At 43.5% G+C, this 25,293-nt stretch carries 26 protein-coding genes; 23 read left to right on the forward strand and 3 right to left on the reverse strand.

Annotated elements, in window-relative coordinates; all coding sequences use genetic code 11:
• The first annotated feature begins 54 nt into the window (after positions 1-54).
• Together NYE53_RS07735 and NYE53_RS07740 are read left to right on the forward strand one after the other, a co-directional pair.
• Complete coding sequence (locus tag NYE53_RS07735) at positions 55-1,179, forward strand: N-acetyldiaminopimelate deacetylase (protein ID WP_339248044.1); 1,125 nt, start codon at positions 55-57, stop codon at positions 1,177-1,179.
• Positions 1,180-1,240: 61 nt separating this feature from the next.
• A complete protein-coding gene (locus NYE53_RS07740; RefSeq protein WP_003232382.1) occupies positions 1,241-1,486 on the forward strand; it encodes a YkuS family protein in 246 nt (81 codons plus the stop codon).
• Between the two features lie 36 nt (positions 1,487-1,522).
• Here NYE53_RS07740 and mscT read toward each other — a convergent pair whose 3' ends face one another.
• Positions 1,523-2,326, reverse strand: coding sequence for a small-conductance mechanosensitive channel protein MscT (gene mscT / locus NYE53_RS07745; protein ID WP_133954342.1), 804 nt, complete (start codon positions 2,324-2,326; stop codon positions 1,523-1,525).
• A gap of 236 nt (positions 2,327-2,562) precedes the next feature.
• Here mscT and ahpA point away from each other — a divergent pair, with 236 nt between their 5' ends.
• The 3 genes from ahpA to rok all read left to right on the forward strand — a co-directional run bounded on the left by ahpA (position 2,563) and on the right by rok (position 4,673).
• Entirely contained in the window at positions 2,563-3,105 is a 543-nt protein-coding gene (gene ahpA, locus NYE53_RS07750; protein ID WP_003245371.1) for a biofilm-specific peroxidase AhpA, read from the forward strand.
• Positions 3,106-3,176: 71 nt separating this feature from the next.
• A complete protein-coding gene (gene ykuV / locus NYE53_RS07755) occupies positions 3,177-3,623 on the forward strand; it encodes a thiol-disulfide oxidoreductase YkuV (protein WP_015252187.1) in 447 nt (148 codons plus the stop codon).
• A 465-nt stretch (positions 3,624-4,088) separates the two neighbouring features.
• Positions 4,089-4,673, forward strand: a complete 585-nt coding sequence (gene rok, locus NYE53_RS07760) for a transcriptional regulator Rok (protein ID WP_014113628.1) — start codon at positions 4,089-4,091, stop codon at positions 4,671-4,673.
• Positions 4,674-4,713: 40 nt separating this feature from the next.
• Here the strand turns inward: rok and cse15 are convergent, their stop codons facing one another.
• Positions 4,714-5,679: a spore protein Cse15 gene (gene cse15 / locus NYE53_RS07765; protein WP_339248047.1), complete on the reverse strand. Its 966-nt coding sequence runs from the start codon at positions 5,677-5,679 to the stop codon at positions 4,714-4,716.
• A gap of 136 nt (positions 5,680-5,815) precedes the next feature.
• Between cse15 and NYE53_RS07770 the strand changes: the two genes are divergently transcribed.
• The 16 genes from NYE53_RS07770 to lepB all read left to right on the forward strand — a co-directional run bounded on the left by NYE53_RS07770 (position 5,816) and on the right by lepB (position 22,197).
• Positions 5,816-6,415 (forward strand): molybdenum cofactor guanylyltransferase, encoded by a 600-nt coding sequence (locus NYE53_RS07770; RefSeq protein WP_021479380.1) that lies wholly within the window; start codon positions 5,816-5,818, stop codon positions 6,413-6,415.
• A gap of 50 nt (positions 6,416-6,465) precedes the next feature.
• Positions 6,466-7,485 carry a molybdopterin-synthase adenylyltransferase MoeB gene (locus tag NYE53_RS07775; RefSeq protein ID WP_339248050.1) on the forward strand — a complete coding sequence of 340 codons (1,020 nt, stop codon included), beginning with the start codon at positions 6,466-6,468 and terminating at the stop codon, positions 7,483-7,485.
• Between the two features lie 17 nt (positions 7,486-7,502).
• A complete protein-coding gene (glp, locus tag NYE53_RS07780) occupies positions 7,503-8,795 on the forward strand; it encodes a gephyrin-like molybdotransferase Glp (RefSeq protein WP_339248052.1) in 1,293 nt (430 codons plus the stop codon).
• Positions 8,756-9,277, forward strand: a complete 522-nt coding sequence (gene mobB, locus NYE53_RS07785) for a molybdopterin-guanine dinucleotide biosynthesis protein B (RefSeq protein WP_049139878.1) — start codon at positions 8,756-8,758, stop codon at positions 9,275-9,277. Before glp ends, mobB begins: the two co-directional genes overlap by 40 nt.
• Positions 9,277-9,750, forward strand: a complete 474-nt coding sequence (locus NYE53_RS07790; protein WP_015715811.1) for a molybdenum cofactor biosynthesis protein MoaE — start codon at positions 9,277-9,279, stop codon at positions 9,748-9,750. The genes mobB and NYE53_RS07790 overlap by 1 nt, the downstream gene beginning before the upstream one ends.
• Complete coding sequence (moaD, locus tag NYE53_RS07795; RefSeq protein ID WP_003232366.1) at positions 9,743-9,976, forward strand: molybdopterin converting factor subunit 1; 234 nt, start codon at positions 9,743-9,745, stop codon at positions 9,974-9,976. Before NYE53_RS07790 ends, moaD begins: the two co-directional genes overlap by 8 nt.
• Before the next feature lie 223 nt (positions 9,977-10,199).
• A complete protein-coding gene (locus tag NYE53_RS07800; RefSeq protein WP_336154585.1) occupies positions 10,200-11,957 on the forward strand; it encodes an ABC transporter ATP-binding protein in 1,758 nt (585 codons plus the stop codon).
• 11 nt (positions 11,958-11,968) lie between these two features.
• Entirely contained in the window at positions 11,969-13,783 is a 1,815-nt protein-coding gene (locus NYE53_RS07805) for an ABC transporter ATP-binding protein (RefSeq protein ID WP_133954349.1), read from the forward strand.
• A 109-nt stretch (positions 13,784-13,892) separates the two neighbouring features.
• Complete coding sequence (gene yknW, locus NYE53_RS07810; RefSeq protein ID WP_014479677.1) at positions 13,893-14,588, forward strand: toxin SDP protection protein YknW; 696 nt, start codon at positions 13,893-13,895, stop codon at positions 14,586-14,588.
• Positions 14,589-14,592: 4 nt separating this feature from the next.
• Positions 14,593-15,726 carry an efflux RND transporter periplasmic adaptor subunit gene (locus NYE53_RS07815; protein ID WP_015715815.1) on the forward strand — a complete coding sequence of 378 codons (1,134 nt, stop codon included), beginning with the start codon at positions 14,593-14,595 and terminating at the stop codon, positions 15,724-15,726.
• A complete protein-coding gene (yknY, locus tag NYE53_RS07820) occupies positions 15,727-16,419 on the forward strand; it encodes an ABC transporter ATP-binding protein YknY (protein WP_003232356.1) in 693 nt (230 codons plus the stop codon).
• Positions 16,416-17,609: a sporulation-delaying-protein transporter subunit SkiZ gene (gene skiZ / locus NYE53_RS07825; protein ID WP_251187067.1), complete on the forward strand. Its 1,194-nt coding sequence runs from the start codon at positions 16,416-16,418 to the stop codon at positions 17,607-17,609. The genes yknY and skiZ overlap by 4 nt, the downstream gene beginning before the upstream one ends.
• 279 nt (positions 17,610-17,888) lie before the next feature.
• Positions 17,889-18,644 (forward strand): DeoR/GlpR family DNA-binding transcription regulator, encoded by a 756-nt coding sequence (locus NYE53_RS07830; protein WP_014476685.1) that lies wholly within the window; start codon positions 17,889-17,891, stop codon positions 18,642-18,644.
• Positions 18,641-19,552, forward strand: coding sequence for a 1-phosphofructokinase (pfkB, locus tag NYE53_RS07835; RefSeq protein WP_032725621.1), 912 nt, complete (start codon positions 18,641-18,643; stop codon positions 19,550-19,552). The genes NYE53_RS07830 and pfkB overlap by 4 nt, the downstream gene beginning before the upstream one ends.
• Before the next feature lie 14 nt (positions 19,553-19,566).
• Positions 19,567-21,471 (forward strand): fructose-specific PTS transporter subunit EIIC, encoded by a 1,905-nt coding sequence (locus tag NYE53_RS07840; RefSeq protein ID WP_339248058.1) that lies wholly within the window; start codon positions 19,567-19,569, stop codon positions 21,469-21,471.
• Between the two features lie 144 nt (positions 21,472-21,615).
• Positions 21,616-22,197 (forward strand): signal peptidase I, encoded by a 582-nt coding sequence (gene lepB / locus NYE53_RS07845; RefSeq protein ID WP_339248060.1) that lies wholly within the window; start codon positions 21,616-21,618, stop codon positions 22,195-22,197.
• Positions 22,198-22,230: 33 nt separating this feature from the next.
• On the opposite strand, the gene NYE53_RS07850 is transcribed toward lepB, so the two are convergent.
• Positions 22,231-22,500 (reverse strand): hypothetical protein, encoded by a 270-nt coding sequence (locus NYE53_RS07850; RefSeq protein WP_003232345.1) that lies wholly within the window; start codon positions 22,498-22,500, stop codon positions 22,231-22,233.
• A 181-nt stretch (positions 22,501-22,681) separates the two neighbouring features.
• Here NYE53_RS07850 and NYE53_RS07855 point away from each other — a divergent pair, with 181 nt between their 5' ends.
• Positions 22,682-24,304 carry an ATP-binding cassette domain-containing protein gene (locus tag NYE53_RS07855; protein ID WP_003232344.1) on the forward strand — a complete coding sequence of 541 codons (1,623 nt, stop codon included), beginning with the start codon at positions 22,682-22,684 and terminating at the stop codon, positions 24,302-24,304.
• Positions 24,305-24,360: 56 nt separating this feature from the next.
• Complete coding sequence (locus NYE53_RS07860) at positions 24,361-25,272, forward strand: ketopantoate reductase family protein (protein ID WP_339248062.1); 912 nt, start codon at positions 24,361-24,363, stop codon at positions 25,270-25,272.
• The last annotated feature ends 21 nt before the right edge of the window (positions 25,273-25,293 follow it).

The raw sequence follows: 25,293 nt of genomic DNA on the forward strand, positions 1-25,293 counted from the left end.
AAAAGGCGTGGATAATATATCCACGCCTTATTCGTATAGGCAGGAGGAATAGAAATGAAGAAAGAGGAGCTCATCGCAATTCGCAGAGATCTGCATCGTATACCGGAGCTTGGATTTCAGGAGTTCAAAACCCAGCAGTATTTATTAAATGTCTTGGAACAATATCCGCAAGACAGAATTGAAATTGAGAAATGGCGAACAGGGCTTTTTGTAAAAGTGAACGGGACGGCGCCGAAAAAAATGCTGGCGTACAGAGCGGATATCGATGCGCTTTCGATAGAAGAGCAAACTGGTCTTCCATTCGCATCAGAGCATCACGGCAACATGCACGCCTGCGGTCACGATTTGCATATGACGATTGCACTCGGCATTATTGATCATTTTGTTCACCACCCAGTTAAACATGATTTGCTTTTTCTGTTTCAGCCGGCAGAGGAAGGGCCTGGCGGTGCGGAACCAATGCTTGAGAGCGATGTATTAAAAAAGTGGCAGCCTGATTTCATCACTGCGCTTCATATTGCTCCAGAGCTTCCGGTAGGCACCATTGCGACAAAAAGCGGCCTTCTATTTGCGAATACATCAGAGCTAGTCATCGATCTGGAAGGCAAAGGGGGACATGCGGCATATCCGCATTTGGCTGAGGATATGGTTGTAGCAGCAAGTACACTTGTCACCCAGCTGCAAACGATTATCTCTAGAAACACAGATCCGCTAGACAGTGCTGTTATTACAGTTGGTACCATTACCGGAGGCTCGGCACAAAATATCATTGCAGAAACGGCCCACCTGGAAGGCACGATCCGCACGCTTTCTGAAGAATCGATGAAACAGGTAAAGGAACGGATTGAAGATGTAGTGAAAGGAATCGAAATCGGATTCCGCTGCAAAGGAAAAGTGACATATCCGTCTGTATATCACCAAGTTTACAATACGAGCGGATTAACAGAAGAATTTATGTCTTTTGTTGCTGAACATCAACTGGCGACAGTAATTGAAGCAAGAGAAGCAATGACTGGAGAGGATTTTGGCTACATGCTGAAAAAATATCCCGGCTTCATGTTCTGGCTCGGCGCTGATTCTGAACATGGGCTTCATCATGCTAAGCTGAATCCCGATGAAAATGCGATAGAAACAGCGGTTAATGTCATGACAGGTTATTTTTCTGTTTATGCCAATTAAGTACAAATGAAAGAATAAAATTCCATAAAATGAGCACTCTAGTAAACGGAGGTGTTCAAAAATGGCTAAAAAAATTGGAATTGAACAATCATTATCAGATGTAGAAGCTGCTTTAAAAGAAAAAGGATATGACGTTGTAATGATGAAAAGCCCTGCTGATGCCCAAGGCTGTGACTGCTGTGTCGTAACAGGTCTTGATAATAATGTGCAAGGGATAGCCGATACGGTAACACAAGCACCTGTCATTACAGCTTCCGGGATGACGGCTGAAGAAATTTGCAGCGAAGTTGAAAGCAGAATTCAGTAATATAAAAACCGAAGCAAAAAGCTTCGGTTCTTTTATTTATTCTGTTTCTTTAGGGAAAGCGCGGTCGAACGCGTTCTTTATTTCTTTTCTCAACACTCGTTCGACTCGCCACTGTTCCATATTTTCTGTTTTGGCAATGACCCTGATTACAATTTCGGAAGTCCCCAGTTCTTGAATGCCGATGACATTTGGGCCTTCTTTTATTTGTGGAAGAGCTGCTGCCGTTTCATCACAAACCTGCTGTAAAATATGAATCATTTCATCAATATTTCTTTCAGCCGGTACTTTAATATCAACAAGAGCCTGCATGGTACCACGAGAATGATTGCTCACGTTTGTGATGTTTCTGTTGGGGATGTAATGCAGTGTTCCGTCAAAGCTGCGGATTTGAGTTGTCCTTAAGCCAACCTGCTCGACAATTCCGTCAAAGGTGGAAACGGTAATATAATCTCCGACATCCAATTGTTTCTCAAGCAAAATAAAAAAACCTGTCACGATATCACTGACAAGCCCTTGGGCGCCAAATCCGACAGCCAGGCCGACGATTCCTGCCCCCGCTAAAAGAGCGCTTGGATCGTAATGAAACAAATCTAGAAGCATGACGAAAAATATGAAAATCAATGTATAAGCAAATATGTTAAGAGTCAGGCTTCGGAGCGTATGTGCACGTCCGATAGACAAGCTATTCTGCTCCTCGAATTTTGCAAACAGATGTTTAATGATTTTCATGCCTAATGATCGAACGATAAAATAGAGCAATATCATAATGGCGAGTTTAATGAGCAGAACACCGGCATTTGTAATCAGTCCCGCCCAATCATATTGTTTAATAAAGTCCATGTTGAGCTCCTTTTCTAATTGATTGCTGCACATTGAGACTAGTTACCCTGTACATGACCATGTTAAACGTTTTATTCAAAAATGTCGAAGCCAAAGACATACATGATTTGTTAAAAATTGACTCAGGAAATCTGCTTTTATATAATGGCATTGCAATATAACTAAAAATGGTTAATCACCCTTTATTTTCATGCGATTTTGACCTTTAAGCCAAACAATAAATTGGAGGGATACATATGGCAGAACGTATGGTAGGTAAACAAGCTCCTCGTTTTGAAATGGAAGCAGTCCTTGCAAGCAAAGAATTCGGCAAAGTAAGTCTTGAGGAAAACATGAAAAACGACAAATGGACAGTGCTATTCTTCTATCCAATGGATTTCACTTTTGTTTGTCCGACAGAAATTACAGCAATGTCTGACCGCTATGACGAGTTCGAAGATCTTGATGCAGAAGTCATCGGGGTTTCAACTGATACCATCCATACTCATTTAGCTTGGATCAATACAGACCGCAAAGAAAACGGTCTTGGCCAGCTGAAATACCCGCTTGCTGCTGATACAAACCATGAGGTATCCCGGGAATATGGCGTTTTAATCGAAGAAGAAGGTGTGGCTTTGCGCGGATTGTTTATTATTAATCCTGAAGGGGAGCTTCAATATCAAACTGTTTTCCATAACAACATTGGGCGTGATGTTGATGAAACGCTTCGTGTTCTCCAGGCGCTGCAAACTGGCGGACTCTGTCCGGCTAACTGGAAACCAGGCCAAAAAACACTTTAATTCTTTCCAAGAACGAAAAGCGGTCTAGCATATTCGTTAGGCCTCTCTTTTAAAATAGGAGGGAAAAAGCAATGAAATTACGTCAGCCCATGCCGGAATTGACGGGAGAAAAAGCTTGGTTAAATGGTGAAGTGACGAGAGAGCAATTGATTGGGGAAAAGCCGACGCTTATTCATTTCTGGTCCATCAGCTGCCACTTGTGCAAAGAAGCGATGCCGCAAGTGAATGAATTTCGTGATAAATATCAAGATCAACTGAATGTTGTAGCTGTACACATGCCCCGTTCCGAAGATGATCTTGATCTTGGTAAAATTAAAGAAACAGCTGCTGAACACGATATCACTCAGCCGATTTTTGTTGACAGTGACCATGCTTTAACCGATGCATTTGAAAATGAATACGTACCTGCGTATTATGTGTTTGATAAAACAGGACAGCTCCGTCACTTCCAAGCCGGCGGGAGCGGTATGAAAATGCTTGAAAAACGTGTGAACCGCGTTTTGGCTGAAACGGAATAGGTATCTGACTAAATAGTATTTCCTAAAAACCTGATCACATCAGGTTTTTTATTTGTGCAAAAAGCAATGGAAGAAGAGTAAGAAGCTTATTTTTCCAAATTTGGGTATAGGAATTGATGATTTGTTTGATTGATACGCTAGAAAATACAGCTAATTTTTGATGTTTTTCCTCAATTTTAGATAAATCTCATATCTCATAACTCGAAAATTGTAGATATTACACTAAATTTCTTTAAAGAAGTAAGTAAAATATATATTTTCAACATTATACCAAATAAACTAGAAAGACCCTTGACTCCTTGAGAATAAAGGACTCTTTTGAAAAATAAAACATTTTCAGAAAATAAGGAATTTTTCATAGAGTAAATATAATAGTAAAATGCTAAAATAATAGTTGATAAAATTACTTTTGTAATCTAATATCTTAATTAAAGATGTTAATTTTGATAGGGGGTACATTGAGGAATGTTTAATGAAAGAGAAGCTTTGCGCTTGCGGTTAGAACAACTAAATGAAGCTGAAGTGAAAGTCATTCGTGAATATCAAATTGAACGTGATAAAATATACGCAAAATTAAGAGAGCTGGACAGAAATGGAAGCCCTTCCGAAATCAAAAAGGATTTCCGTTCTGAAAAAAAACCTGACTCTCTGCCGGTTCTCGCTGAGCTTGCAGCTCAGGAAATCAGAAGCTATCAGCCGCAATCACAGCAGCAGTCTGTCCAGCCTCAGCTTCAATCTATTTCCTCTCTTCCTGCCGGTATACCAGACGGAACAACACGAAGAAGAAGAGGAACGGCAAGACCGGGATCAAAAGCAGCTAAGCTGCGTGAAGCTGCTATTAAAACATTAAAACGCCACAACGCGGCGATTAAGAGCTCCGAGCTTCAAAAAGAGATTGAAAAAGAAAGCGGTCTTGAAATCCCTAATATGACAACGTTTATGCAAAGCTTAATTAAAATGTACCCGGAAGTGAAAAAACCATATCGCGGGCAGTACATTTTAGAGGGTGAAATCGAATCTGCAGAATCAGCTGAATCAGCTAATGAATAAATATAAAGAAAAACTGCTTGGCATCGCTCAAGCAGTTTTTTTATTGAGGTTTTTTCTGTGAAGGTTTGTTTTCTTTTTCAAGATTAAGCTTATACACCCACTTTTGATAAGGCTTTTCTTCAGCGGCTCTGTTTTTCAGCTCTTCGATTGTATGGCTCTTGGCCTGGTCTGATGATTGGGCGCGGGCAAGCTGTTTTTGGAGCACATGTATCTGTTTGGTGACATCTTCAAGGATGGTCTCTACATGATATGGCTGCGCGTAGGCCGCTGGAGCTTCTTCTTCCATTTTTTCTTTTTGTTTTGTGCCGCCATCAATATCGGCAAAATGAGAAGCAATCCAGGCATCGCTTTCATCAAGCTGCCGTTTATACGATATAATAGTTTCGTGAAATAATTTTTCTTTCGTTTTTTCTATGTCTAGCAGTCTTTCTTTCGTTTCTATGATTCGATCTTTCATATGATCAACTTCTATTTTAATATGTTTTAGCTGATATTCTTTTTCTACCATTTGCTCTTTTAGACGCCCATTTTCGGCTTTTATCAATTCGGCTTGCTGTTTTGCCTGAAGCAGTGCATTTTGTTCTTGCTCAATTGAGGCTTGAAGTTCGCTGATCCGTTTATGAAGATTTTTATTTTCTTCTTCGATTTTGACTTTAGCAATATGAAGTTTATGTTTTTCTTCGATTTCGGCTCTGCGTTTATAGGTTTCAGCAGATAGAAGCTCCTGCAAAACAACGATTTTATCAAGCAGTTCAGCTCTTATTTGGTGCAGGGTTTGGCTGGTGTGGGAGGCATGTTTTTCTTTTGTTGACATATGTGTTAATTCGGCAGACAGCTGCTGGAGTTTTTCTTTCATATCGGTATTTTCTTTGAGCAGTTTGTTATTTTTCTGATGAAAGTAGCTTGCTTCAAGTTCAGAAATCAGCTTATGGCACCTTGAAAGCTCGGATTTTAAATAAAGGTTCTCCTGAGACACGTCGTGGAAAAAAGGACCTGATCTTTTCATTCGAACCATCTCCCTCATGATGTTAACACTACAATATGCAAATACTGAACAGCTATTCCTCTTTAATAAACAGACAAGCAGTAGCGTTGAGCCTTTGCTTTTGCTATGCTTTTAACGAAACTAGAGGTGAGATGATATGAAGCATGTAAACGTACTGCTGGCAGGGGGAGCCTCGCGGCGATTTGGAGAACCGAAGGCGTTTGTCAAATGGAAGGGCAGGATGCTTTACGAATGCGCTAAAGAGGCACTTGGAGAACAAACGGTTATCATCAGCCGTCCCGAATTTATTGATAGATTTCAAGAAAACGGTGAAAATGAAGTGTATCAAGATGCTGAGCCATTTCAAGGCATGGGGCCATTGGCTGGTATATATACCGCTTTTAAAAAGACAGACGGTGATCTTTATACTGTTCTTTCCTGTGACACACCGCTGATACAAAGAAGGACGATACTGGAGCTCAAACGTCTGATGACTGCCGGTGCTGACGCGGTAGTCCCAATTTCAGACGGACAAGTGCAGCCATTGATTGCGATTTACCACAAACGTATCATGCCGGTTCTATACGATCAGCTTTCTGAGAAGAGGTTGAGAATATCAGATTTATTAGGCAGAATTTCGGTTTGTTACGTACAGGCTGAAAATATCGGAGCAAACCCGGCAGAATTTATCAACATTAATACACGTGATGATTTTAGCTGTTTGGAAGAAAAATCGAACTCCCTCAAGCGGGACTGACGGGGCAATAACATGATAAGATGACATAAAAGATAAGGAGAACAGGTTTGATGGAGGAACGTTATTCACGGCAAATCAGATTTAAGCAAATTGGGGAAGAGGGCCAGAAAAGACTGGCAGACAGCCATGTGCTGATTGTCGGAGCGGGAGCGCTCGGCACTGCAGGAGCTGAAGGGCTTTCGAGAGCGGGAGTCGGTACTATTACCATTATTGACCGTGACTATGTGGAGTGGAGCAATCTTCAAAGGCAGCAGCTTTATACAGAAAGCGATGCCAAACTCCGCATGCCGAAAGCCATGGCTGCCAAAGAGCATCTATCAGCGATTAACAGCGAGATACATATTGAGGCGTATGTTACCGAAGGAACAGCCGAAACGCTTGAGCCGCTGATTGAAAAAGCAGATGTCGTGATCGACGCGACAGATAATTTTGAAACCCGCATGCTGATAAACGATCTTGCCCAGAAAACAAAGACACCTTGGGTCTATGGCGCCTGTGTAAGCAGCCAGGGAATGTTCATGACTGTCATTCCCGGAGAAACCCCTTGTCTGTCTTGTCTGTTTGAGCAAATTCCTGTCGGCGGGGCGACGTGTGATACTGCCGGCATTATTCCGCCTGCTGTGCATATCGTTTCAGCATATCAGCAGGCTGAGGCATTAAAGCTGTTAACCGGCCAAAAAGAAGCAATACAGCGGGGTTTTGTGACATTTGATGTCTGGAACAATTCGCATATGAAGATGAACGTTAATCATGTACGCCGTGAGGAATGCCCATCTTGCGGAGCTAATGCGGTATATCCTTATCTTCAGGATTGGAACACACCAAAAGCTGCTGTACTATGCGGCCGTGATACAGTGCAGGTAAGGTCAGAATCATTAAAAAGAATCCCGAAACAGGAGCTCATTAAGCGGCTGAAAACAATAGGTAAGGTCGAGGCTAATGCGTTTTTGCTGCATATTTTTTACGAGGATTTCAGAATTGTCATTTTCAATGACGGACGGGCACTGGTGCATGGAACAAATGATGTGAAAGAAGCCAACTCCGTGTTGGCAAGAGTGATTGGACTGTAACAACAGGAGGGGTCAGAATGCTGGAGAAAAGAACACCGATACCGGTAGACGAGGCAGTTCGGCGTGTCTGCCATTTTCAAAAACAAGGTGAAACAGAATGGGTGGCGCTTGAAGACAGCCTTCATCGGTTTTTAGCCGAAGATATAACTGCGGATCACCACGTACCTGCGTTTGACCGTTCGCCATACGATGGTTTTGCTGTCAGAGCGTGCGATACGGCAGAAGCTTCACGTGAAAACCCAGTTCGGTTTGAAGTTATTGACCATATTGGAGCGGGAGCAGTATCTGAAAAAAAACTTGGCCCGTTTCAGGCCGTGCGGATTATGACTGGCGCGCAAATCCCTGAAGGGGCAGATGCAGTCGTCATGATTGAACTGACTCAAACCTTTGAGGAGAATGGGAAGTCATTTATGTCTTTAAAACGCCGCTTTCAGACGGGGGATAATATTTCAAAAACAGGTGAGGACGCTCAAAAAGGGAGTGTTTTACTGACAAAGGGCACCCGGGTGACACCAGGAGTGACGGCTCTTTTGGCAACATTCGGATACGCATCTGTGCCTGTCGTGAGAAAGCCTGTAGTCGGAATTATCGCAACCGGTACCGAATTGCTGAATGTCAGTGATCCGCTGGAACCGGGAAAAATCCGCAACAGCAATGCGAGTATGGTATATGCGCAAGCGATAGAAGCAGGCGCAACACCGCTTTATTTAGGGAAAATCTCTGATGAACTGGATAAAAGCTTTGCTGCAGTTAAAGAGGCGATGAAAAAAGTGGATTTCCTGATCACAACTGGCGGTGTGTCAGTCGGTGACTTTGACTTTTTGCCTGCGATCTATGAAAAACTCGGAGCGGACGTGCTGTTTAATAAAGTTGCCATGCGCCCGGGCAGCGTGACAACGGTGGCGCATGCAAACGATATGCTGCTGTTTGGCCTTTCAGGTAATCCGTCGGCATGCTATGTCGGTTTTGAACTGTTTGTCAAACCGATAATCCAGACATGGCTGCTCAATGAAACACCGCATTCAATTTGTGCGGAAGCTGTTTTGACCAAGGATTTTACGAAGCCGAACCCATTTACCCGATTTGTTCGTGCGCTCGTGCACCATCAGGAAGGGAAGCTGTTGGCGACACCCGTTGGCTTAGATAAGTCGAGCTCTGTCACATCACTTGCAGATGCCAATGCATTTATTATCCTGCCGGGCGGCACGCGAGGCTACGAATCTGGCAGAACGGTTAAAGTACTGCTCATCAGAGAAGAGAATGGAAGTGAATGGCCTTGGTCCGTCCTTTCCCGATCGTCCAAGTTGTAGGATTTCAAAACAGCGGGAAAACAACGTTTATTGAGCGCATTCTTGAAAAAGCCTCTGAACAGGGAGTCCATTTGGGCTGCCTGAAGCATCATGGTCACGGCGGTGAACCGCAAACGCTCACGGAAGGAAAAGACACGGACCGTTACAAGGCGGCAGGTGCTGATGTAACAGCGGTAGAAGGTGCTGGTGTGTTACAGCTGACTGCCCGCCGCAATTGGGATTTGGCACGGCTGATCGAGTTATACCAATTTCTCGAAACAGACTGTCTTCTGATTGAAGGCTTTAAAAAAGCCCCTTATCCTAAAGTGGTTATCCTAAGTGAAAAGGAAGATCTGGAAGCGCTGCAAGCAGTAAATATAATCGCCATCATCTATAGAAAAAAAGAGCAAATGACAGAGCATCAGGGATTACCCGTTTTTCATGCGGATGATCCGGTTGCCGTGGATTTTGTGCTTTCACAGCTGAAGGGGGAATCTGCATAATGGAACGGTTTGAGATTACGAAAACACCCATTAATACTGAAGACATCATCAAAAAAGTGGAGAAACGGGAAGCAGGGGCCATTACGACATTTATTGGTACGGTTCGGGAATGGACAAACGGAAAAAGAACGGTTCGGCTTGAATATGAGGCATATGAACCGATGGCCGTGCAAATGCTTGCTCAAATCGGCGCTGAAATCGAAGAAAAATGGGAAGGTGCCTCAGCTGCGATCACGCACCGTATAGGTGTGCTTGATATCGGTGAAGCAGCGGTAGTGATTGCTGTATCTTCTCCCCATCGAAAAGCCGCATATGAAGCCAATGAGTATGCGATTGAACGCATTAAACAGATTGTGCCAATTTGGAAAAAAGAAATTTGGGAAGACGGTGAGCAATGGATCGGCGACCAGCTAGAAACAACAGCTTATCCGAACGGAAAACCAGACCTAAGCGAGGGAGAGCAGCATGATTAAAATTCTTTTATTTGCAGGACTGGCTGAACAGGCCGGTACACAAGCAATAGAAATAGATATGGAACAAGCAACCACAGATGAAATAAAAGCGAGTCTAAAAGAACAATACGGTCTTGAATCTATTGATACGGCTATGATTGCCGTTAACGAAAGCTATGTAAAAGAAAATACCTCTGTATCTTCGGGTGACACGGTAGCCATCATACCGCCGGTCAGCGGGGGATGAAAACCGGACGGCATTTCAGCCGTCCGGTTTTTCTGTATTTCATTGGCATATCCCCAAGTATCCTCAGCATACAATGATTTTCTGTAAGCGTTTATTCTACATATGTTACTCCCTATAAAGTAAGAGACTCACTCCATAATTAGACTGAAATTTTGAAAAATAATAGAAATTTATTTCGGGTATCGATATAGTGAAGATGATAAATGTTGGAAAGGTGCTGGATATGGAGACATTTAAAAGATTAAAAATGTATTATTGGCCGTACAGAAAAGTGTTTATGTGGTCGCTTCTAGCCATGCTTTTGATGACTGCAATTACTGTCGTTTATCCGATTATCCTGCAAATTACGATTGATGAGATCGTGCTGGGACGGCAGTATCAGCTTGCGGCGTGGGTCAGCTTAGGATTTATTGCGGTAATGGTTTTGAAAGGAATGGCTACCTTTTTTCATCAGTATTTAGGTGATATGTTCGGGATCAAATCCGTTTATCGGCTGAGAAATGGTCTGTATGAAAAACTGCAGCGGCTTTCTTTTTCTTACTATGATAACGCGAAAACAGGAGATTTGATGTCCAGGCTGACTGCTGATGTTGAAGGGCTTCGTTTTTTCTTATCATACGGTCTCGCTGAGCTCATTCGCTTCGGCCTGCTGGTAGCCATCAGCCTGTCGGTTATGTTTTACTATTCTGTTCCTCTCACGCTTGTGACAATAGCTGTTCTGCCATTTCTCGCGGTTGCGGTATACCGGTTTGACAAAAGAGTCCATCCCGCCTTCAGAGGCATCCGCAAATCGTTTGCGAAACTCAATACAAAAGTCCAGGAAAATATCAGCGGCATTAATACGGTTAAATCTCTTTCCAGGGAAGATTTTCAGATCAGCACTTTCAATAAAGCCAATGCAGAATACAGGGCGCAGTATTTACAAACATCATCCATCTGGTCTGCGTATTTCCCTTTAATGGAGTTCATTGGTAACATTTGTATTGTAGCTCTCCTCTCATACGGCGGTTACTTGGTTATGCAAAATCAGCTCAATCCCGGCGAGCTTGTTGCTTTCTTCAGCCTTGTCAATTATATGATGTGGCCGATTATGAACTTAGGTTTTGTCATCAATATGTTCTCTCAAGCAAAAGCGTCAGGAGAACGCCTGCTCGACATTCTGGAAAAAGAAGAAGACATTACAGATCATCCTCATGCTTTGCATAAACAAAAATTAACCGGAGATGTCCATTTCAAAAATGTTTCTCTTGCATACGGAAAAGAACAAACAAACGCGCTGTGCAATGTAAGCTTTGAGGCAAACAGCGGGAAGGTAATCGGACTGTTGGGCCCGACAGGTTCAGGCAAAAGCTCAGTGACACAGCTTCTCACCAGATTTTACAGTCCTGTTGGCGGAATGATTACCATTGATCACAAACCCATCACAGATTATTCGTTAAAAACCCTTCGCTCCAATATCGGGGTCGTACTTCAAGAATCCTTCCTGTTTTCATCTACGATTAGATCAAATATTTCGTATGGGCGGCCGGATGCCTCAATGGAAGACGTCATCGAAGCGGCAAAAAGGGCGCAGGCTCATAACTTTATTATGGAGCTTCCTGATGGGTATGACACCATGCTGGGAGAGAGGGGAATGGGGCTTTCCGGCGGACAGAAACAGCGTATTGCCATTGCGAGAGCCATCTGCTTGAACCCGAGCATTTTAATATTGGATGATGCCACAAGCGCAGTAGATATGCAAACGGAGCACAGCATACAGCTTGCCTTAAAAGAAGTCATGAAAACCCGCACAACCTTTATCGTCGCTCACCGCATTTCTTCACTGAAACACGCCGATGAAATTCTCGTTTTTAATAAAGGACGCATTCGTGAAAGGGGTACACATCACGAGCTTCTTGAAAAAGGCGGCTACTATAAAAAGATTTACGATTTGCAATACCGTGATGTCAAAATGATTAATGAGCCGCATGAGGTCGGATAGGGAGGGGCCAAATGAAACAAACGAAAAAACAGGGGATTTTAGAGCGTTTCTATTACTCTTCAGATGAAATCATTGAAAAGCCGTTTAACTGGGCTCAAATGTGGCGGCTGCTGAGCTATGTCAAACCATATCGAAAAACAATTTTGCCGCTTTCTTTTCTCACCGTATTGATTGGCACTGCTGTGAAGCTTGTGATCCCCATTCTGATCGGCGTTTATGTTCTTGATCAAGCGATTACAGGGAGAAACTCGGAGCTGCTGATTCAGCTCATTTTTATTATTAGCGGTTTATATGTCCTCAATTACGCCGCCAATGTGTTAAGAATCAGGTGGATGAATCAGCTTGGCCAGCATGTCATTTACGATTTGCGACAGCATTTATTTACCCATGTGCAGCGCTTATCCCATCGATTTTTTGATCAGCGGTCGGCGGGATCGATCTTAGTCAGGATCATGAATGATATTAACTCTCTTCAGGAGCTCTTTACAAGCGGAGTCATCAATTTGTTGACCGACTTGCTGCTTCTGGCCGGCGTGATTATCATTTTGTTTACGCTGAGCCCTGAGCTGACTATAGCCATCATGGTGACATTGCCGATTATGTTTTTTATTTCAACAAGTCTCAGAAAAAAAATACGCCGATCCTGGCAAACGGTACGGCTAAAGCAATCGAAGCTCAACTCTCATCTAAACGAAAGCATTCAGGGCATCCGGGTCACACAGGCATTTACGCAGGAAGAAGAAAACATGGCGTATTTTGACGGTGTCAATCAGGAGAACTACGAATCATGGCGGGAAGCAACTAGAAAAAATGCCATGTTCCGTCCGCTTGTAGAAATGACGAATGCGATTGGGACGGCTGTCTTGATTTGGTATGGAGCCACACTCATCATGAATGAAACCATCACGATTGGCGTATTCGTTTCTTTTGCTTTCTATCTGGGAATGTTTTGGGAACCTATTTCGAGACTGGGTCAGGTCTATAATCAGCTATTAATGGGGATGGCATCATCAGAACGGATTTTTGAGTTTCTGGACGAACAGCCAAATGTCAAGGAGAAGCCGAATGCCATTCATAATGAAAAGATAAATGGGGAGATCAGTTTTGAAAAGGTTGAATTTTCGTATGATGAAAAACGAAAAGCCCTTCACGCCGTTTCCTTCTCTATTCCGGCGGGCTCGACGCTTGCGCTTGTCGGGCATACAGGGAGCGGGAAGACGACGATTGCGAATTTAATCAGCCGTTTTTATGATGCGACCGGAGGCACCATTAAAATAGACGGTATACCGATTAAGGATCTTTCCCTTGCCAGTCTGCGCTCTCAAATTAGCATTGTCCTGCAAGATACATTTATTTTCTCTGGGACCATCATGGAAAATATTCGTTTTGGAAGGCCAAATGCTTCGGATGAAGAGGTGATGAAAGCGTCCCAAGCGGTCGGAGCGGATGAGTTTATTTCCGATTTAGCGGAAGGGTACGCAACAGAGGTAGAGGAAAGGGGCAGCGTACTGTCTGCCGGTCAGCGTCAGCTCATTTCCTTTGCAAGAGCATTGCTCGCCGATCCGGCTATTATCATCCTTGACGAAGCAACGGCAAGCATTGATACAGAGACAGAAGTAAAAATTCAGCAAGCGTTAAAAACGCTTCTGAAAGGGCGTACAGCAGTGATGATCGCTCACAGATTGTCTACGATCCGCGACGCCGACCGTATCATTGTTCTTGATCACGGCAGGAAAATAGAAGAAGGGAACCATGATCAGCTGCTCGCTAAAGGAGGCATTTATGCCGGGCTTGTGAAAGCGCAATACAGCACAGCGATAGAATAATATGAAAGGCCTTCAATATTGAAGGTTTTTGGAAATTTATTAGAAAAACATGAAACTTTTTGATATCCTTCCCGTACTATTTGTTAGATATTCTCAAGGAGGTTTTGAAATGGAAACGAATGTAGAAAAAAACAGCGGAACGGCGACTGAAAAGCCTTCACTTTTCGGAGTAATCACAAGTCCGTCCGTACAATTTGAAAGAATAAGAGAAAGGCCGGCAGTATGGGGACCGCTTTTGATTGTTGCAGCAATTATCATCGTCGGTGCCGTGCTGCAATCACTCGGTACGGATTATAGTGAGCTTTTGAAAAGCCAGGATACGCAAGGGCTATCTGCTGAACAAATGGAAACTGTCGCAACAATAACCAAATTTGGCGGAATGGCAGGCGCTATTATCGGCGGTATCGCAGCATTATTTATTGCCCCTCTTATTTATTGGCTCTGTGTAAAAATATCAGGCGGAGTTACGACATATAAAAAAATGCTTTCTCTCGGTCTGTTTGTCTCTTTAATTAGCAGTCTCGGATTATTGGTTAATGGAATCGTTGCTTTTACGACTGACGTGAATCCTCTTTACAGCACGACGTCACTGGCAGGGATTATCCCATCTGACGGGGCTCTTGCCAGCGTGTTAAATACCTTTGAAATTTTCAGCATCTGGAGCTTTGTATTATTAGCAATCGGACTTCACAAAACGGGAGGCATCTCCAAAAAAGCCGGGTGGATTTCAGCAATCATTCTATTCGGAATTTTAGTTGTATTTTCGCTTTTTTCAGGTTTAATCAATTCTGTGGCGGGTGCATAAGCTCATGAAAAAAGTCTGGATCGGAATTGGAATCGCAGTTATAGTCGCTCTTTTTGTTGGAATCAATATATACCGGTCTGCCGCTCCGACAAGCGGCAGCGCCGGCAAGGAGATACAGACGGGGAGCGTTGAAGAAAATGAAATCTCATCAACGGTTATGGTTCCTGGCACGCTAAAATTTTCAAATGAACAGTATGTCTTTTATGAAGCGGATAAAGGGACATTAGAAGACATTAAAGTTAAGGAAGGCGATAAAGTTAAAAAGGGCACGCCTTTAGTCACCTATACAAATGAGCAGCTGAGCCTGGAAAAAGAACAGAACCAGTTAACATCTGAATCCAACCGGCTTCAAATTGACCAAATTCAAGAAAAGTTAAAAGCCTTAGACAGCAAAGAAAGAGAATTGGAAAAACAGGTAGGAAAGAAAGAAGCAGAAAAACAAATCGAATCTGAACGGACAGAGCTTCAAATGCAGAAAAAAACAGCGGAGATCGAATTAAAACAAACCGAGCTTCAGCGACAGTCACTTGCCAACCGGGTATCAGATCTTGAAGTGAAAAGCGAAATTGAAGGCACCGTTATTTCTGTCAACCAAGAAGCGGCATCCAAAAAGTCAGATATTCAAGAGCCTGTCATACATATCGGCAACCCAAAAGACCTTGTCGTCTCAGGGAAATTGTCTGAATACGATACATTGAAAGTCAAAAAAGGCCAGAAGGTCACACTCACTTCAGATGTAATACAGGGTAAAACATGGAAAGGCACGGTTTCCGCAGTCGGGCTTGTTCCGGATCAGCAGGAGAGCGCTGCGGCACAAGGAACAGAACAGGCGGTCCAATACCCGCTTCAAGTGAAAATAAAAGGAAATCTTCCAGAAGGAAAGCCAGGCTTTAAATTTATCATGAATATTGAAACAGATAAACGGAAAGCAAATACGCTTCCTTCAAAGGCAGTCAAAAAAGAAGATGACCAATATTATGTGTATACAGTAAAAGACGGAAAAGCAAAGCGAGTTGATGTCAAAATCGGCGAAGTGACAGATGACCTGACAGAAATTAAAGAGGGGCTTTCCCAAGATGATCAAGTCATTTTGAATCCATCTGATCAGGTGACTGACGGAATGGAAGTGAAATCCTAAATGATTCAGCTTTCTAATGTGCGAAAAAGCTACCAGATCGGAAAGGAAACGTTTGATGTTCTCCATTCTATTGATTTGGACATTCATCAAGGTGAATATGTCTCGATTATGGGGCCGTCAGGATCAGGAAAATCGACGATCATGAATATTATCGGCTGTCTTGATCGGCCGACTTCCGGTACATATCAATTGGACGGCGAAGACATTTCTTCATATAAAGATAAAGAACTGGCGGCAGTCCGTAACCGGTCCATCGGTTTTGTATTTCAGCAATTTCAGCTTCTTCCGCGGCTGAACGCAAAAAAAAATGTCGAGCTGCCGATGATTTATTCCGGGATAGGCAAAAAGGAACGTCAAGAGCGGGCTGAGAGAGCATTGGAAAAGGTCGGGTTAGCCGATCGAATGCTCCACATGCCCAACGAGCTGTCGGGCGGGCAGAAGCAGCGGGTGGCGATTGCGAGGGCGATCGTGAATGAGCCGAAATTGATTTTAGCTGATGAACCGACCGGCGCGCTGGATACGAAAACAAGCGAGGCGATTATGGATCAGTTTACAGCATTAAATGCCGAGGGAACGACAATCGTTCTGGTTACTCACGAGCCTGAAGTAGCAGATTGCACGAATCGGATCGTCATGGTGCGTGACGGAAACATTGTTCCTGCCAGCTCCGGACAAAGGAGTGTGGGAGAATGAGCCTGTTGGAAAACATCAGAATGGCTCTAAGCTCTGTCCTTGCCCATAAAATGCGTTCGATCTTAACGATGCTCGGCATTATCATTGGTGTAGGCTCTGTCATTGTTGTCGTTGCGGTAGGACAGGGCGGCGAGCAAATGCTGAAGCAGTCGATCAGCGGCCCGGGAAATACTGTGGAGCTGTACTATATGCCTAGCGACGAGGAGCTTGCAAGCAACCCGAACGCCGCAGCTGAATCTACGTTTACAGAAAACGATATTAAAGGTTTAAAAGGGATAGAAGGCATTAAACAAGTCGTTGCTTCGACTTCTGAAAGTATGAAAGCGCGTTATCACGAAGAAGAAACCGATGCTACGGTTAACGGAATAAATGATGGATACATGAATGTCAATTCTTTAGAAATCGAAAGCGGCAGAACATTTACCGACAATGACTTTCTCGCGGGGAATAGAGCCGGAATCATCTCTCAAAAGATGGCTGAAGAACTGTTCGATAAAACCTCCCCTTTAGGTGAAGTTGTCTGGATAAACGGACAGCCCGTTGAAATTATCGGCGTGCTGAAAAAAGAAACAGGCTTGCTTTCTTTCGGTTTAAGTGAAATGTATGTGCCATTTAATATGATGAAATCCTCTTTTGGCACAAGTGATTTCAGTAACGTATCATTGCAGGTCGAATCAGCAGACGACATAAAATCGGCTGGAAAAGAAGCGGCACAGCTGGTAAATGACAATCATGGCACAGAGGATTCGTATCAAGTGATGAACATGGAAGAGATTGCGGCCGGAATTGGCAAAGTAACTGCAATTATGACGACGATTATCGGCTCAATTGCAGGTATTTCCCTTTTGGTCGGCGGAATCGGTGTCATGAATATCATGCTCGTATCAGTCACAGAACGGACACGGGAAATTGGAATAAGAAAATCCCTCGGTGCGACGAGGGGACAGATTCTGACTCAGTTTTTAATTGAGTCAGTCGTATTAACGCTGATTGGCGGTCTGGTCGGGATTGGTATTGGATACGGAGGGGCCTCGCTTGTTTCAGCCATTGCGGGCTGGCCGTCACTCATATCCTGGCAGGTTGTATGCGGGGGCGTGCTGTTCAGTATGCTCATTGGTGTTATTTTCGGCATGCTTCCTGCAAATAAAGCTGCAAAGCTTGATCCCATTGAAGCGCTGCGTTATGAGTAGCCTCATGCAACATGCATGAGGTTTTTTTATGTTTAGTGATTTCTACTATGAATATAAAAGACTTTTTTCATTAAAATAAGAAGAAAATGTCGTACAATTGTCCTTATTTTTGTCGAATTTACAGTTTACAAACCCTATAGACATACGTTAATATGGAGAAACGTGAAAGATTTTGATAGTTATTGAATGAATTTGAATGATTTTAGTTGCCTAAACCGAAAATAGCGTTTACAATGAAATTGTATTCAAAATGAATACGTTTTCATTAGGAGGTGAAGCATGCTAACTCCTGAACGGCATCAATTGATTATTGATCAAATAGAAAAGCATGATGTGGTAAAGATTCAAGAGCTTATAAATCTGACTAATGCTTCTGAATCAACAATCAGAAGAGATTTATCGACCCTTGAAGAACGCGGTTTTTTAAAGCGCGTTCATGGTGGAGCGGCCAAGCTTTCCGATATCAGACTTGAACCCGATATGCTAGAAAAATCATCCAAAAACCTTCACGATAAATTGAAGATTGCTGAAAAAGCAGCTTCTCTTTTAGAAGAAGGGGATTGCATTTACCTTGATGCAGGCACGACGACATTGCACATGATTGATTTTATGGATAAAACCAAAGATATTGTCGTTGTCACAAACGGGGTAATGCATATCGATGCATTAATAAGGAAAGAAATTTCTTTTTATCTGCTTGGAGGATACGTAAAGCACAGAACGGGCGCGATTATTGGAGGCGCTTCATTGATTGCCATGGACCAGTACAGATTTGACAAGAGTTTTCTGGGGACAAACGGTGTCCATACAGAGGCTGGATTTACAACGCCGGACCCTGATGAGGCCCTTTTAAAACAGAAAGCGATCAAACAGGCAAAACACGCTTACGTCTTAGCAGACCCTTCGAAGTTCGGAGAAATTTCATTTTCGGCATTCGCCGGAATAGGCGACGCAACAATCATTACGACTGACGCTGAAGAGCTTACATTCGATAATTACCAAGAAAAAACTGTCGTAAAGGTAGTGAAACCATGATTTACACTGTAACACTTAATCCATCTGTCGATTATATTGTTCACGTTGAAGATTTTACTGTAGGAGGCCTGAACCGTTCTTCGTATGATACCAAGTATCCAGGGGGCAAAGGCATCAACGTATCGAGACTGCTGAAAAGACACCATGTGGCGTCTAAAGCGCTCGGATTCGTCGGCGGATTTACCGGAGAATATATCAAAACATTTTTACGGGAAGAAAACCTGGAAACAGCTTTTTCTGAAGTAAAAGGGGATACCCGTATCAATGTAAAGCTGAAAACTGGTGATGAAACTGAAATTAACGGGCAGGGACCGACAATTTCGGATGAAGATTTCAAAGCCTTTTTAGAACAGTTCCAATCTTTGCAAGAGGGAGATATCGTCGTTCTTGCAGGAAGCATTCCATCTTCACTCCCTCACGATACTTATGAAAAAATCGCAGAGGCCTGCAAACAGCAGAACGCACGAGTTGTTCTGGATATCTCAGGCGAGGCTCTTTTGAAAGCAACAGAAATGAAACCATTTTTGATGAAGCCAAATCATCATGAGCTTGGAGAAATGTTCGGCACGACCATTACATCTGTTGAGGAAGCTGTTCCTTATGGGAAAAAGCTTGTAGAACAAGGCGCTGAACATGTAATCGTATCAATGGCCGGAGACGGAGCGCTTCTGTTTACGAACGAAGCTGTTTATTTTGCTAACGTGCCAAAGGGGAAATTGGTAAACTCAGTCGGAGCAGGGGATTCCGTTGTTGCAGGTTTCCTTGCCGGAATTTCCAAACAGCTGCCGCTTGAAGAAGCATTCCGCTTAGGAGTTACTTCAGGCAGTGCTACCGCGTTCTCTGAAGAACTTGGAACAGAAGAATTTGTCCAGCAGCTTCTTCCTGAAGTTAAGGTCACACGTCTATAGAGGAGGAAACACAAGTGAAAATAACTGAGCTTTTAACGAAGCATACGATAAAGCTTAATATTGAGAGCAAAGAAAAAGAAAATGTTATTGACGAAATGGTCACTGTTCTTGATAAGGCTGGAAAGTTAAATGACCGACAAGCCTATAAAGAAGCCATTTTAAATCGCGAAAGCCAAAGCTCCACGGGTATCGGTGAAGGAATCGCTATCCCCCATGCGAAAACGGCAAGCGTTATCAACCCGGCGATCGCGTTCGGACGTTCAAAAGACGGCGTCGATTATGATTCATTAGACGGCCAGCCGGCTCACTTAGTGTTCATGATCGCGGCGACTGAAGGCGCAAACAACACTCACCTTGAAGCATTGTCAAGACTTTCAACGCTGTTAATGCGTGAAGAAATCCGTAAGCAGCTCCTTGAAGCTGAGTCTGAAGATGCCATCATCGACATTATTAATCAGCACGATAAAGATGATGACGAAGAGGAAGAAGAAGAAGCGGCACCAGCACCTGCCGGAAAAGGAAAAATTTTAGCGGTTACTGCATGTCCGACAGGTATTGCCCATACATTCATGGCTGCGGATGCCCTTAAAGAAAAAGCGAAAGAGCTTGGAGTGGAAATTAAGGTCGAAACAAATGGGTCAAGCGGCATTAAGCACAAGCTCACGGCCCAAGAAATCGAAGATGCACCTGCAATCATTGTCGCAGCGGACAAGCAGGTTGAAATGGAACGTTTTAAAGGCAAGCGCGTACTTCAAGTTCCTGTAACGGCGGGTATCAGACGTCCGCAAGAGCTTATCGAAAAAGCGATGAATCAAGATGCGCCGATTTATCAAGGCAGCGGCGGCGGTTCGGCAGCTTCAAACGATGATGAAGAAGCGAAAGGCAAGTCTGGAAGCGGTATCGGAAACGCGTTTTATAAGCACCTGATGAGCGGTGTCAGCAACATGCTTCCGTTCGTAGTCGGCGGCGGTATTCTCGTTGCGATTTCATTCTTCTGGGGAATTCACTCTGCTGATCCGAATGATCCTAGCTACAACACGTTTGCAGCAGCATTAAACTTTATCGGCGGCGACAATGCATTAAAACTGATTGTTGCAGTTCTGGCCGGTTTCATTGCGATGAGTATTGCAGATCGTCCTGGTTTTGCGCCTGGTATGGTCGGAGGATTTATGGCTACTCAAGCGAATGCTGGATTCTTAGGCGGCTTAATTGCCGGGTTCCTTGCCGGTTATGTCGTGATTTTACTGAAAAAAGTATTTACGTTTATCCCTCAGTCACTTGATGGATTAAAACCTGTTTTGATTTACCCGCTGTTCGGTATTTTTATCACTGGCGTATTAATGCAATTTGTCGTCAATACACCTGTAGCGGCATTTATGAATTTCTTAACAAACTGGCTTGAAAGCCTTGGTACTGGAAATCTTGTGTTAATGGGTATTATCTTGGGCGGCATGATGGCGATCGATATGGGTGGCCCGCTTAATAAAGCAGCCTTTACGTTCGGTATCGCCATGATCGATGCAGGCAACTATGCGCCTCATGCAGCAATCATGGCCGGCGGTATGGTTCCTCCGCTTGGTATCGCACTTGCAACAACCATTTTCAGAAACAAATTCACTCAGCGTGACCGTGAAGCTGGTATTACATGCTATTTCATGGGAGCTGCTTTCGTAACAGAGGGAGCGATCCCATTTGCTGCGGCTGATCCGCTTCGCGTCATACCAGCTGCTGTAGTCGGTGCAGCTGTTGCCGGCGGATTAACTGAATTCTTCCGAGTAACGCTTCCGGCGCCTCATGGAGGAGTATTCGTAGCTTTCATTACAAACCATCCGATGCTTTACCTTTTAAGTATCGTGATCGGTGCTGTCGTGATGGCAATTATCCTCGGTATCGTCAAAAAACCTGTTACAGAAAAATAAGAAAAAAAGCGTCCTTGGTTCGAAAGGACGCTTTTTCTTATCCGGCCGGCAGGGAGCGCGGTTAAGTTATGTATTTTATTCTTTTTTATGATAAAGTAAAAGAAGAGAAACAACTGACATAGCAATTGTCTAGGAGGAAACACTTTGACCGAGGAAAAAAATACGAATACTGAGAAAACGGCGAAGAAAAAAACCAATACGTACCTGGAATGGGGTAAAGCGATTGTCATCGCTGTTCTGCTGGCTCTCCTGATCCGTCACTTTTTGTTTGAACCGTATTTAGTTGAAGGTTCATCTATGTATCCCACATTACATGACGGAGAAAGGCTGTTTGTGAATAAAACAGTCAACTATATCGGCGAGCTGAAGCGCGAAGATATCGTTATTATCAACGGTGAAACTTCTAAAATCCATTATGTAAAAAGATTGATCGGAAAGCCTGGAGAAACCGTTCAAATGAAGGATGACACGCTTTATATAAACGGTAAAAAAGTAGCCGAGCCTTACTTGTCTAAAAACAAGAAGGAAGCAGAAAAACTTGGTGTCAGTCTGACAGGAGACTTTGGACCGGTTAAGGTTCCGAAAGGCAAATACTTTGTCATGGGAGATAACCGGCTGAATTCTATGGACAGCCGAAACGGGCTGGGACTGATCGCGGAAGATCGAATTGTCGGCACATCGAAGTTTGTCTTTTTCCCGTTTAACGAAATGCGTCAAACAAAATAAAAACGCCTTGCTGGCCTAGGACAGCAGGCGTTTTTATTTTGAAAAAGAAGCGACCAATGCAATGCATAAAACCGTGATGAACACTGAACCGATAATAGCTAGCACACTGAAGAAAAGGTGAACCTGTTTGTTCTCTTTTCCGCGCTTTTCTAAAAGCCGTTTAGAAAAAATGTGCGAAAATATGTAAATAAGGGCTATGCCTATATATAAGCCGATATCTTTGGCGGTAAAGCCTGTTACGGCAAGGTAAAAGCCCGTAAAAAAGATCAGTAAGCAATATTCAGTAAGTGTTAAAAGCCTCAACGTGTTCCTCCATGAGAGTGTGTAATTTTCCAGGGCGGATGCATTCTCTCTCTTTAATTGTAACACAGCTGGCTGGTTTGGGTGTATAAGTGTTTTCTCTCTGTTTTATCAGGGAATCATTTCTCTTGCCCTGCATTCATGGTATACTTTTATTGATGATAGACATGATGGAGGATAATAAATGATTGCTGTAAATAATGTAAGCTTGCGGTTTGCGGATCGCAAGTTATTTGAAGATGTTAATATTAAATTTACCCCAGGCAACTGCTATGGGTTAATTGGTGCAAACGGTGCCGGTAAATCAACGTTTCTAAAGGTGCTGTCAGGCGAAATCGAGCCTCAGACAGGCGACGTGCATATGAGTCCTGGCGAGCGTCTTGCCGTCTTGAAGCAGAACCATTTTGAGTACGAAGAGTATGAAGTGCTGAAAGTGGTCATTATGGGCCACAAACGCCTGTATGAAGTCATGCAGGAGAAAGACGCTATTTACATGAAGCCTGATTTCTCAGATGAGGATGGGATTCGTGCTGCTGAGCTAGAAGGTGAATTTGCAGAACTGAACGGTTGGGAAGCGGAAAGTGAAGCTGCGATCCTGTTAAAAGGCCTTGGTATCTCAGAAGATCTGCACACAAAAAAGATGGCAGACCTCGGCGGTTCGGAGAAGGTAAAAGTTCTCTTGGCACAGGCATTATTTGGCAAGCCGGATGTTCTGCTGCTCGATGAGCCGACGAACCACTTGGACCTTCAGGCAATCCAGTGGCTTGAAGAGTTTCTGATTAACTTTGAAAACACAGTTATTGTCGTGTCCCATGACCGTCACTTCTTAAATAAAGTATGTACGCACATTGCCGACCTTGATTTTAACAAAATTCAAATCTATGTCGGAAACTATGATTTCTGGTACGAGTCAAGCCAGCTGGCGTTAAAGCTTTCTCAAGAAGCGAACAAGAAAAAAGAAGAGCAGATTAAACAGCTTCAAGAGTTTGTCGCTAGATTCAGCGCCAATGCGTCTAAATCTAAGCAGGCTACATCAAGAAAGAAACTTCTCGAAAAAATCACGCTGGATGATATTAAACCGTCTTCCCGCCGCTATCCTTATGTTAACTTCACGCCGGAACGGGAAATCGGAAATGATGTTCTTCGCGTGGAAGGCTTAACAAAAACAATCGATGGCGTAAAGGTGCTTGACAATGTCAGCTTTATTATGAATCGAGAAGATAAAATTGCTTTCACTGGCCGAAATGAACTTGCTGTTACTACGCTGTTTAAAATCATTTCCGGGGAAATGGAAGCTGACAGCGGAACGTTTAAATGGGGTGTTACCACATCTCAAGCGTATTTTCCAAAAGACAACAGCGAATATTTCGAAGGCAGTGATCTGAACCTTGTAGACTGGCTTCGCCAATATTCTCCGCACGACCAAAGTGAGAGCTTTTTACGCGGTTTCTTAGGACGCATGCTGTTCTCTGGAGAGGAAGTCCACAAAAAAGCAAACGTACTCTCCGGGGGAGAAAAGGTCCGCTGTATGCTGTCGAAAGCGATGCTTTCTGGCGCCAATATTTTAATTTTGGATGAGCCGACCAACCATTTAGACCTAGAATCCATTACAGCGCTCAATAACGGCTTAATCAGCTTTAAAGGCGCTATGCTGTTTACTTCCCATGACCATCAGTTTGTGCAGACCATTGCCAACAGAATTATAGAAATTACACCTAACGGCATCGTCGATAAGCAAATGAGCTATGACGAGTTCCTTGAAAATGCTGATGTGCAGAAAAAATTGACTGAACTATATGCGGAATAAAAAAAGCAGAGATTTCTCTGCTTTTTTTGCTACATAGATATGAAAGGGGACACGACATGAAATTTTTAGTTGTCGGAGCAGGAGGAGTAGGCGGGTATATTGGCGGACGGCTTGCAGAGAAAGGCAATGATGTGACATTTCTCGTACGCCAAAAGAGAGCTGAGCAGTTAAAAGAAACCGGGCTTGCCATTCATAGTGAAAAGGGGAATGTATCATTTCAGCCCGCATTAATCAGTGCTGGAGAAACAGGGCAGTTTGATGTCGTTATCATCGCTTCTAAAGCATATTCACTTGGTCAAGTGATAAACGATGTCAAACCGTTTATCAATCGCGAATCTGTCATTATCCCTTTCTTAAACGGGTACCGCCACTACGAGCAGCTGTTTGCGGCATTTTCAAAAGAACAGGTGCTGGGCGGCCTGTGTTTTATAGAAAGTGCTTTAGACAACAAAGGAGAAATTCATCATACGAGCGCATCGCATCGTTTTGTATTTGGAGAATGGAACGGCGAGCGTACGGAGCGGATAAGAGCGCTTGAAGAGGCATTTTCAGGTGTGAAGGCTGAAGTCATCATTAGCGGGCATATCGAGAAGGACATTTGGAAAAAGTATCTCTTTATTGCAGCGCAAGCGGGGATCACAACGTTATTTCAACGACCGCTTGGCCCAATCCTCGCCACAGAAGCCGGACGTCACACGGCCCAAACTCTTATTGGGGAAATTTGCGCTGTTTTACGAAAAGAAGGTGTTCCGGCTGATCCGGATCTTGAGGAAGAGAGCTTTCGTACGATGACCAGCATGTCTTACCATATGAAGTCCTCCATGCTTCGGGATATGGAAAACGGCCAAACGACAGAAGGCGACCACCTGCATGGATTTTTGCTTGAAAAAGCTAAACGTTTATCTCTCGCTGCACCAGTATTAGAAACAGTTTATGCGAATCTGCAAATGTATGAAGCAGAAAAATAAAAAAGGAGGCGGAAAAGCCTC

It is taken from the genome of Bacillus sp. FSL R5-0523 (assembly GCF_037975295.1).
Lineage (GTDB): Bacteria > Bacillota > Bacilli > Bacillales > Bacillaceae > Bacillus > Bacillus subtilis.